Raw genomic sequence first — 9,224 nt, forward strand, 5'->3', positions numbered from 1 at the left:
CAGAGGGATGAATCTTTTGGAAGATACTGTATAAAAAGTCTTTCAGTCTCGCTTTGTTTTGGTAAAAAACTTTTGGCGCGGTAGCTGATTGGACTTTTTGTTCGTCTTTTAGACTCCAAAAAGCTCCTAATCATCCTCGCGGGGCTGGGACGACGAACTAAATTTTTAAAAATTTAGTTCTGTCCCACCGCCTTTTAGTTTTAATCACATCAAAGGCGGTCTTAATCTGCCTATCTACAATCAAAGTCAAGCCTTCGACTTTTTCATCTAATCCTTCCTTACCGAAAGACTCGTTCAAAATAACCAACTTACTATCTGGCATAATATTTACCGTCCTTTACTAGCCAATATCGTTCATTTTCAGGAATTAACTCTTCAAAATTTTGACGATAAAATTAGCCTGATTTATTCGTGATCAATCATTGTTGAAATGCCTTTAAAGATAATATCAGATATGGCTTCTGGATAACCTTCATAACCATTTTTTTCCATCAAAATGTCAATCACACCTTTAATTTTTCCGTCCAGTATCACAGTAACTGCGGGGACTAATTCATCTGTTTCACCTTTTTTAAACATTTCTTGAATTACAGTCATCTTATCGTCATTCATTATTTTGTTCCCTCTATTCTCTGTATTTTCTTTATTCTATCCACTTTTTTGTTTTTGTCAAACACATTACTCCCAATGAAAACAACCGTCACCGCTGCATCAATTCCTGCCCAGATCCGCTCTTCATTGGAAAGCTGATCGCCGGTGATCATGGTGTGCCCCGTCACTGCAGAGTAAGTACTGTCGGCTGCCAGATAGGCACCGCCTGCATAGGTCGCATAGAGGGAAGCACCGCCAGTGACAGGTGCCAGCAAGACCCCGCCAATCATGGCTAGTCCAGCCGCAACTTTCAGGCCCGTATCAACATACTGAAGGCTCTCCTTATTCTCTTCGTAGTAGCGGCTGGCCTTGAGCTTCTGGTAATCCGGGAGCTGGCCTGGATACTGAGCAGCTACGATATCCTCCGCACTCTTGCCCTTCAGGGCCTTGATCTGCTCATCAGACAGCTGGTCTTTGTTGGCCAGCAGTTCCTTGGCCCTTTTCAGCCGCTCATCATAGACATCCTTGGCCGCCTTGATTGGACTGGCTTTGCCGTCCAGAATTTCAGCCAGAGTATAAGGTTTTTCTTCTGTGACATATCTATAAGTTTGACCATAGTCAGTTGAGTAGGCCCCGGCTACTTTTCGGGTTTCCTTTTTCTTGGTATATTTACTCTGATAAGGCTTTTCTGCCTCATTGACATTGTTCAGCGTGGTGAAGGCCTTATCCATCCCCTTGGTGAACTTACTGTCAATATTTTGCATGATATCCGAGTGAATCTTCTGGGCACTCGTCAGCATGCTCCTAATCCGGTTGATGGATTTATCAAAGATCCCGCTGTCCTTGGTCGTCCCTAAGGAAGCTTCGCCCTTCTGGACATAGAGAGACTCGACCCCCCTCCTCTTTGACCTTGTCCCCCACAGCCTTGATATCCTCCATGATCTCACTCATGGTACTGAGATAGCTGCCTTGGGTTGTCATATTATCAGGCGTATCCGTCGTAAAGTCGGGTTTGTTCTTTAGGAAAATAGCAGAACTCATGCCAAATCAGATAAGATTGTCAAAGTGTTAAGTAGGAGATTTTCCTTGTTCCATTATACCATAATAGAGAATTGTTTAAGGAACAAATAGGAAAACGAGGACTGATAAAACACACGAATTTTGTCTATTTTAGCATTTCGATAAGTTTAGAGTTCCCTCTTTCCTCAAACATCAAAAAGAGAAGAACAAAAGCAGTCTTCTCTTAATATTATCGGAAATTCTGGAGACACGGCCATGATTGACGCAAGGCTAAGAAGCCTGCAATCATTCAATCATTTGTAATTCCAGATAGTTTCTTTCGTTCTTTATGGGTCAGGATATCCGCATATCTGGTTGTAACAGGCAAACGGCTTTCTTTAGTGACAAATTCCAAAACAAACTTCTGACTTGTTTCTATATCAATCCAATTCCCGCATGAGATAAAAATCGGTTTGACATTCTGATGTGTTCGCAAGACCTGTCCATAAATCTCACCGTTTTTGACTATTTCTGTACAGGCTCCTTCGTAATTGTCAGGAAGTACAAATTCTGCTCCTTCAATATGGTAGTAATTTTTGGCAACTCCGATAGTTGGTTTCCCTAAGAAAAAGGAAGCATGGGTCGCGATTCCCATATGGCGCGGATGCAGATAACCATTTCCATCAAACATATATAACTCAGGTTTGATTTTCAATAGTTTAACTGCCTCCAAAATCAGAGGCAATTCCCTAAATGCAAGAAAACCTGGGAGATAGGGAACTGTAATTTCATCATGAAAACTAACCTCTTCAACAACTTGGAGATTTTCCCGGTCAATAACCACGAGGCAAGCAACGCCGTATTCCTTGTCATTCTCTGTCCAATAGGCCAAATCCACCCCTGCGACATAACGAATATCCGAGTCCTCAAAATGATTAGATAAGTCTATCTGATTTTTGAATTGATTCTGTGCTACTTCAAATTCATGTCTAAAGTCGATAAATCAACACCCCACTTTTTTGCTCTCTTAAAATCATCTTCGGTAGGCTCTGTTTTTTCTTCAATAATTTTACCAGTCTCATCATATTTTTTATAGAGAATTTCTCCTCCTGCAATACAATAAGAAATCGACTCAATATCGCCATTTTCAAAATATTCTTTTTGAATTCCTTCGGCTGCACCTCTGTCTTGATTATTAATACTTTTAATTTTTCCATTTAAATAAAAGTAGACGGCTAGACCATGCCTATATCCATTATCTATATATCCATAAAACTCTAATTGACCATCTGGATATAAATCATAAGCTAAACCAGTATAAGGAACCTCTTCTCCTGATTCATTTTCATAGACAATTTGTTCATAGTATTCTCCGCCCCAGTCTAGTTCATCTTCAAAACAAACACCGTCACGGAGAACATCTTCTTTTGTTAAAATTTTATCTTCTGTCATTTTCCAACCTCTGAAATCATATTGAAACCATCCAGCATATATTGACAATGTGGGCAACGTACAAACATTTCACCACCTGCATATGGCATTTTATTAATATAACTCTTACCTTTATCTGTATGGATGACATTAACCAATAAATCATCCATTGTAGCATTGGGATTAGCCTTCAAAGCCTCATTTACTGCATATACTTCTGCATGGGAGGCAAAGCCTTTTGTTTTTACATACGAATCAATCAAATTCTGACTTGCATTATTAAATCTTTCTTGTAACAATGGATGAAGATCACCTGGTTTTTTGCCGTCAAAGTTATTAATCGCGCTATAGTATTTCCCAGTTGTTTTATCATAGACAGTAGCAAAAGCTGGTCCTAACTGTCTTTTGCTTTTTACAACCTCTTTCATCGCGTTGTACTGTTTCATCGTTTCACCACGCAAGTTAATACGTTGATTTAACTCCTCTGCAGATATTGTACCATATTTATTGCGTAAATATTCCAAGCGAGATGGTTCAGACATTTTTGTTGAACTTTGAGAATCCATTTTAGGCACTCCCACATCTCCAGTTCTGCTCGGAGTCGCAACATCCTTAACCCTCGGCACATCTACGTCTTTGACTCTCGCTCCGCCGACCACTCCGGCTGCGCTTTCTGCCGCTACCTGCTTGGCACTCGGAAGGTCTGGAACGGCTTTGGCACCGCTGATGCTTGGGGCGTCTATATCGGCTGCTCCTCTTCCGACAGTGATGTCAGGTGCAGCCTGACTGCGAAGGTTTAGGTTGCTTGTATCAACTTTCGGCACCCTGCCGGAACCGCCCGGCAAGTCCACATCCACAGATGGAGCCTTCCGGCCGCTGCCTGATGGGAGGTCTGTAGCTTATCAGGCGTATCCGTCGTAAAGTCGGGTTTGTTTGAACAATAGCAGAGCTGAACCCGTGCGTAGTCAGAATAAAATTGTCAATGTGCTAAACTGGAGATTTTGCTTATTCTATTATATCACAATAGAAAACGGCTAGAGCGAGGAATAGAAGAATGATTGCAAGAAAAACCACCTGAACATCAAGTCAGGTAGTAAACAAGAAATAGTAAGCGAAAGTGGTACAATGAGAGAAATTAATCCCCAAAACAATCATCAATAACTTTGGTGACATTGCCCATCAGGTTTGTCATATCACCCAGTTTATAGCCTAATGCATCAACTGCAGCACCTGATCCGAATCCTGCTAAATCACTCTTGAAATTAGTAAAACGAGTATTTAAAGAGCTGAGAACCGCACCGATAGCTTTCTGAGAACGAACAATTCCTTGTAAGTTTGTCGCACCATAGAAAGCATCCTCCATACCATTTCTGAATGGTTGATAGAAACCGCCTAACATGGACACTGCTAAGTTAATCGTCGTAATTGCCGTTGTTAAATCTAAATCTACTGAATCAATATCTGTAATTGCGGTTCGGATGGTACTTGCTATAGAAATTTGTTGTTCAACTGTTCCATAGAGTTGCTTCTTCTTTTTATCCTCAAATTTCACTTTGTAAAAAATTTGGGTAGGAAATTCATCTTTGACTGATTGAAGATTTGATTTTGCAGTAGTCATTACCGTATTGGTTTCTGTAATGGCAGCTCTCACGCTCGCCAAATAACCACTAAAGGCGGAAGACATTTGATTTGCCAATTCACTAGCTTTTACATCAATCTGATCATCAAAGGCACTGATAACATCGCGATCATCAAAAATGCCGCTTTCTTCCAAGTAAGTATTATAATCTTGAGAAACACTGGTATCAACAGTGGGAACAGAACTAAAATCAAGACTATCAATATTTCTAGCTAATCCATTATCCGTCTCTTCCAGCGCAGCCTTAATCATCCCAGCTACCGAAAAAGTATACTGAATACAGGAAATGATTGTCTGGATATTTTGCAATAAAACTTTTAGAATTTCATTTACCGCATCTGGAATTCCATCCGCAAAATGAGCTCGATTAGCCAATCCAGAGGTACTTTTCTCAATCATATTTTCAAAAGAATTGACTAATTCCTGACCTTTTGTTCCCATTTTTGTATACATAGCATCTTGAGGCCATAATTTACCATCAGATTTTCCACCTTCTGCAAGTTTGTGCAAATTAATATCCAGCACCAAACTCTCGTTTTTGGATTTCATGCTGGTTAAACTCGCTGTGATTGCACCATGGTTGAAAGGATTATCCTCAGCATCCAAGTAATCGTATAGGCCACTGGTACCGAACCAGTCAAATTTTCTGGAAAATTCTTGTGGATCGTAAGCATTCAGTGTATTAAAGGTCCCTGTAATGCTGCCATAATTACTATAAGCCGTATCAATTTTTTGCACAGCCTCAATGAGACTGATAGACTCCAAGTGCTGAACAACCGCATCTTTCAAATTATTACGGCGGTTGGAAAGACCATTCATGACATTTTCATTGGCTGCGATAGTCTGTTGGGCAAGTTTTTCCAGTTCCTGCGCTTGGGACAAACAGACCTTTAAATTGGCAACAAGAGCTGCCATAGAAGCCGTATCCAAGGCAATCTTTTGCGAACCACCTCGTTTGGGAATCAAGTCTCTGGTCGTCGTATTTTCAGGAGTAACCGCAAACTCCAAAGTCCCGTCTCCATCTAAATCTACTCCAAACATCTGAGCTAAAACCGTCTGTTTTGTATATAACAAAGCCTCTTCGCTGGTCCTGTACTTAGTCATATTGTGTTCGATTGGAACATCAATGGCAACAACCTTTTCTGGGTATACAGTATCTTTAGAGATACCTAAAAATTTCATTAGACCAGGTGTCGCTGCATCAAGTAAACTTTCACCAATATTCCCACTAAGCACCTGACCTCCAAAAGAAAGTTCGCCCTTTCCTTGTTCCCATGCAATATTGGTCAGAACATCTCTCGTAGAAGAGAAGGTAATGGATTGCCCATGGTAATTCTTTTGAAGCTTTGTTACTCTGGCAGCCTCAGCCTTGGCTGCTTCAACTTTCTCAGGAGAGGTCATTTTTAAGCGTTCAAAATAATCCCAATACTCCTTTAGTTCTTTATCACTTGGCAATTTTATTTTATAGTTCGGTCCATTAGCAAAATGCTTGATGCTTCTTTCAAATTCTTCATAATTTTTACTATTATAAATGATATCAAATAATCCAGAGCCACCTGAGGTAAGCATCTCCTGAGCCGTCTGGCCATTGACAGACTGAGGCGCTCCCTGATAGCCATAGTTATAAATGACTTGCTTTTCCAGCGCCACCCTGCCAGCCAGGAACTCCCCATAGGAATGTCCAGTGGTCATCGTAATGCTATTCCCTTTAGCTTCGACTCTCTCATAAAAATCAACAGCGGGTTTGCTCATCTCTTTCAAATAGAGGGAATCATTCAGACCAATAGCCATATCTGTAATAATATCTTTAGTCCCATCAGCATCATAGTTTGTACCGGCATAGGCAATATAGGTCTCTTTCGTGTCATCGTCGTAAACCGCAATGGCTGCGACTCCTGTCTTTTCATCGTACATGGAGTCCACGATTTCTAAAGTACCACCGTAACCTGCCTCGCTCAACTCTTTGTTTACGTTTTCCAGTGGAGGAAGACCTGCTGCATAGTCATTCTCGTATGTGTATACAAAATCTGAGATATCGGCGGATATCTCTACCCGTCGATTGCTTTCTTGGATGGCATCCATACATTACTCTCCTTTATTTAAATATATTGAACTTGATATATAAACTATTTTATCTTTTGATTTTAAAGTGATTGAAAAATTATACTCATTATAATGAGCATAGCCCAAAATAACTGAAAGCTTTGTATCAGATGGCATTTCATACTTTTTCTTTAATTTTTTAAATAAATCCGATTGATTTTCAGGCTTATAGATAAGCTGACTAAGTTCTGTTTCCGCACTCTTACGGGTTTGTTGGATATCTAAAGACTCAAAATATTCTGGCTTTAAAACCATGTTTAGAATATCTTCATCAAACTGAGGAGTAAGCTCCTCCTCATAAGTTATTTGTTGATTAGAATATGTAATAGGAACTTTTTGTTTTTCTCCCCCTTTTTCTATCTCATACGTTCCCACGATTGGAGACTGTTCGGTATCTAAATTAATCCTATATACTTCATCAAGTTCTCTAGGTGTAGAGGCGAACCCCACATAACTATAATAAGATTTTATACCCGTAAAATCCTTCTTCTCCTGATTCAAAAAGTTCACGATGGGATTAAAAGTCCCCTCAAAATCATACTGTTCTCTGGTGCGGTTTTTAGGAACGGTATGATCGTCCAGCCGCCAGCCGTTCATTGCTGCTACAGTCATAAGTGCTATTCCTCCTAGTATCGCAAATAATATATATTTTGTTGTTTTTTTCATGTGGAAAACCTTTCCTTGTTTCTCAATGCCAACCAATCAGAACCGTCAAGTACCGAAGAGAAGAAAGCTATTGCTCTTCTCCACAGTCCTGCAGGGAAGTACCAAAAATCACACTTAACGCATCAACACCTTGATTTGATGGACAGTGTTTTCCTGAATAAAGTAATGAACCTGAGGTCCCAATAAGGGCTCTCTTGTCGGCTTATTCCCCGAAGCCAGTATCGTCTGATCGTTCAGCCGCATGCTGATGAGACCTTGTTTAAATCCTTTGGCAAGCCGCAATGGCGTCTCTATACTCCGGGAAAGGGTAGGGGTCGCCATGACAATAGAGGCATAACCTCCAGATAAACCTTGTTCAAAGATGAACGTCAGTCTTCTTTGCGACTCTGGATTTATTTTTTCGACCAGTTCCACTGCATTATAGACGACGACCGTTGCCATATGGTTTGTCAGTCCTTGCTTCAAGTTATACTTAAGCTTTGATTCAAGAACAGCCAATAGTTTCTCCACTTCCGGTATCTGATTCTCAAAGGCAACACCTGCTCCTGCTTCTACAATAGAAGAAGCAGAGGGGGGAGCCAGCACAATAACGCTTTGTTTCCCTCTGGCGATATGCTGGGTCAGAGTTGTCATTTGTTCTGCCTGCTCAGTCAAATAAAGAAGATTACCCTTGGAGAGATCCCAAATAACCGGCTTGACTGTTTCCATATCTAAGCCCAGAGGCACCAGACCGCCTTCATAAACCGCCTGAATACTTGGACGATTGTAAAAGTTTTCATTCGTCAGTTCTTCCGGCACCATTGGGATGGCCTGCGGTGTCTCACCGGTCCAAGCTTCTTGGAGAGAAGCGACTTCCTGACGCAGGTTGTTGAGGACTTGTGCATCATTGGCACCCGCTACTGGTAAAGCCAGCTGGATAACATCAACCTCGTCGCGCTTCATGAGTGCCCGGCCCTTGATGTCTTCCATGGTCGCCGCAAGCGGGGTAGAGCCCACGATAGAGCGGACTTCGCCCACATCATTCTGCGGCAGGGTCAGCTGGTGCTTGAAGTTGGCATAGAACTGCGCCCGCAGGTTGGACTGACGGCCCGCTGTCACGAGGAGGTGCACACCGATGCTGAGACCTTCACGGGAGATCCGCACCAAGAGCTTAAAGAGCTCCAATTCATAGGCCTCCTCCTTCATGGACTCATAGCTGTCCAGCAGGATAACGATAGCCGGCTCTTCCTTGCCGCTGGCCTGACGGTAGAGCTCTAGTGTACCAACACCGTAGTCGGACAAAAGCTTCTTCCGCCGGCTGAGCTCCCGCTCCATGATGCGGACAAACTTGGCAATCTTCTCCGTCTGATCCAATAACATGGTATCCGCCACATGAGGCAGGTTGCTTAGCGGCGCCAGCCCATTGGTCCCAAAGTCCATCAGGTAGAGCGTGACATCTTTGGGACTGAACTTGCGAGCCAAGTCCATGGCCGCACTCTGCAGGAAGGTCGTCTTCCCGGTACCGGGACTGCCGTAAAGCAGGATATGCCCATCCTTGGACAGGCTGACCGAGACTGCCTCCTGCTTCTGGGCCTGCGGAATGTCCGCCATTCCCAGAAGGACAGAGACCGGCTTCTTTTGCGCCCAGGCTTCCTGCGGCTGGTTAGGTTCCAGCTCCTGCAGGGTCATCCGCTCATTAAGTGGCGGCAGCCATGGCTGCGGCACGGGGGCAATCTGCTGGCTCTCTGTCAGTAGTTGGATCTGGCTGACAATAGCCTCCAGCTCGGTCGGTACTTCCTTGATGTCCTCGGCCAGA

At 42.5% G+C, this 9,224-nt stretch carries 9 protein-coding genes; all 9 read right to left on the reverse strand.

Annotated features, from left to right (window positions below):
- Positions 1-157: 157 nt before the first annotated feature.
- Positions 158-322 carry a hypothetical protein gene (locus STRDD11_RS13665; RefSeq protein WP_164828412.1) on the reverse strand — a complete coding sequence of 55 codons (165 nt, stop codon included), beginning with the start codon at positions 320-322 and terminating at the stop codon, positions 158-160.
- An 83-nt stretch (positions 323-405) separates the two neighbouring features.
- The gene (locus STRDD11_RS06315; RefSeq protein WP_128836474.1) at positions 406-612 is read right to left on the reverse strand and encodes a hypothetical protein; all 207 of its coding nucleotides are present in this window, start codon (positions 610-612) and stop codon (positions 406-408) included.
- Complete coding sequence (locus STRDD11_RS06320) at positions 612-1,355, reverse strand: hypothetical protein (RefSeq protein WP_164828413.1); 744 nt, start codon at positions 1,353-1,355, stop codon at positions 612-614. Before STRDD11_RS06320 ends, STRDD11_RS06315 begins: the two co-directional genes overlap by 1 nt.
- Positions 1,356-1,900: 545 nt before the next feature.
- Positions 1,901-2,590, reverse strand: coding sequence for an endonuclease V (locus STRDD11_RS06325; protein ID WP_128836478.1), 690 nt, complete (start codon positions 2,588-2,590; stop codon positions 1,901-1,903).
- A complete protein-coding gene (locus STRDD11_RS06330; RefSeq protein ID WP_128836481.1) occupies positions 2,563-3,042 on the reverse strand; it encodes a toxin-antitoxin system YwqK family antitoxin in 480 nt (159 codons plus the stop codon). Before STRDD11_RS06330 ends, STRDD11_RS06325 begins: the two co-directional genes overlap by 28 nt.
- Positions 3,039-3,878: a YwqJ-related putative deaminase gene (locus STRDD11_RS06335; RefSeq protein ID WP_128836484.1), complete on the reverse strand. Its 840-nt coding sequence runs from the start codon at positions 3,876-3,878 to the stop codon at positions 3,039-3,041. The genes STRDD11_RS06330 and STRDD11_RS06335 overlap by 4 nt, the downstream gene beginning before the upstream one ends.
- Before the next feature lie 278 nt (positions 3,879-4,156).
- Entirely contained in the window at positions 4,157-6,742 is a 2,586-nt protein-coding gene (locus STRDD11_RS06340; protein ID WP_128836487.1) for an SA1320 family protein, read from the reverse strand.
- Positions 6,743-6,745: 3 nt separating this feature from the next.
- Positions 6,746-7,429 carry a hypothetical protein gene (locus STRDD11_RS06345; RefSeq protein ID WP_128836489.1) on the reverse strand — a complete coding sequence of 228 codons (684 nt, stop codon included), beginning with the start codon at positions 7,427-7,429 and terminating at the stop codon, positions 6,746-6,748.
- Positions 7,430-7,543: 114 nt separating this feature from the next.
- Positions 7,544-9,224, reverse strand: a 1,681-nt coding sequence (locus STRDD11_RS06350) for an FtsK/SpoIIIE domain-containing protein (RefSeq protein WP_128836832.1), incomplete at its 5' end; no start/stop codon positions are given.

It is taken from the genome of Streptococcus sp. DD11, from assembly GCF_001578865.1.
Classification (GTDB): Bacteria; Bacillota; Bacilli; order Lactobacillales; family Streptococcaceae; genus Streptococcus; species Streptococcus panodentis.

Bases quoted from the DNA above. Each gene is read 5' to 3' on its own strand.
- STRDD11_RS13665 (WP_164828412.1), bottom strand. From the start codon at position 322: ATGCCAGATAGTAAGTTGGTTATTTTGAACGAGTCTTTCGGTAAGGAA.
- STRDD11_RS06315 (WP_128836474.1), bottom strand. From the start codon at position 612: ATGAATGACGATAAGATGACTGTAATTCAAGAAATGTTTAAAAAAGGT.
- STRDD11_RS06320 (WP_164828413.1), bottom strand. From the start codon at position 1,355: ATGCAAAATATTGACAGTAAGTTCACCAAGGGGATGGATAAGGCCTTC.
- STRDD11_RS06330 (WP_128836481.1), bottom strand. From the start codon at position 3,042: ATGACAGAAGATAAAATTTTAACAAAAGAAGATGTTCTCCGTGACGGT.
- STRDD11_RS06340 (WP_128836487.1), bottom strand. From the start codon at position 6,742: ATGGATGCCATCCAAGAAAGCAATCGACGGGTAGAGATATCCGCCGAT.
- STRDD11_RS06345 (WP_128836489.1), bottom strand. From the start codon at position 7,429: ATGAAAAAAACAACAAAATATATATTATTTGCGATACTAGGAGGAATA.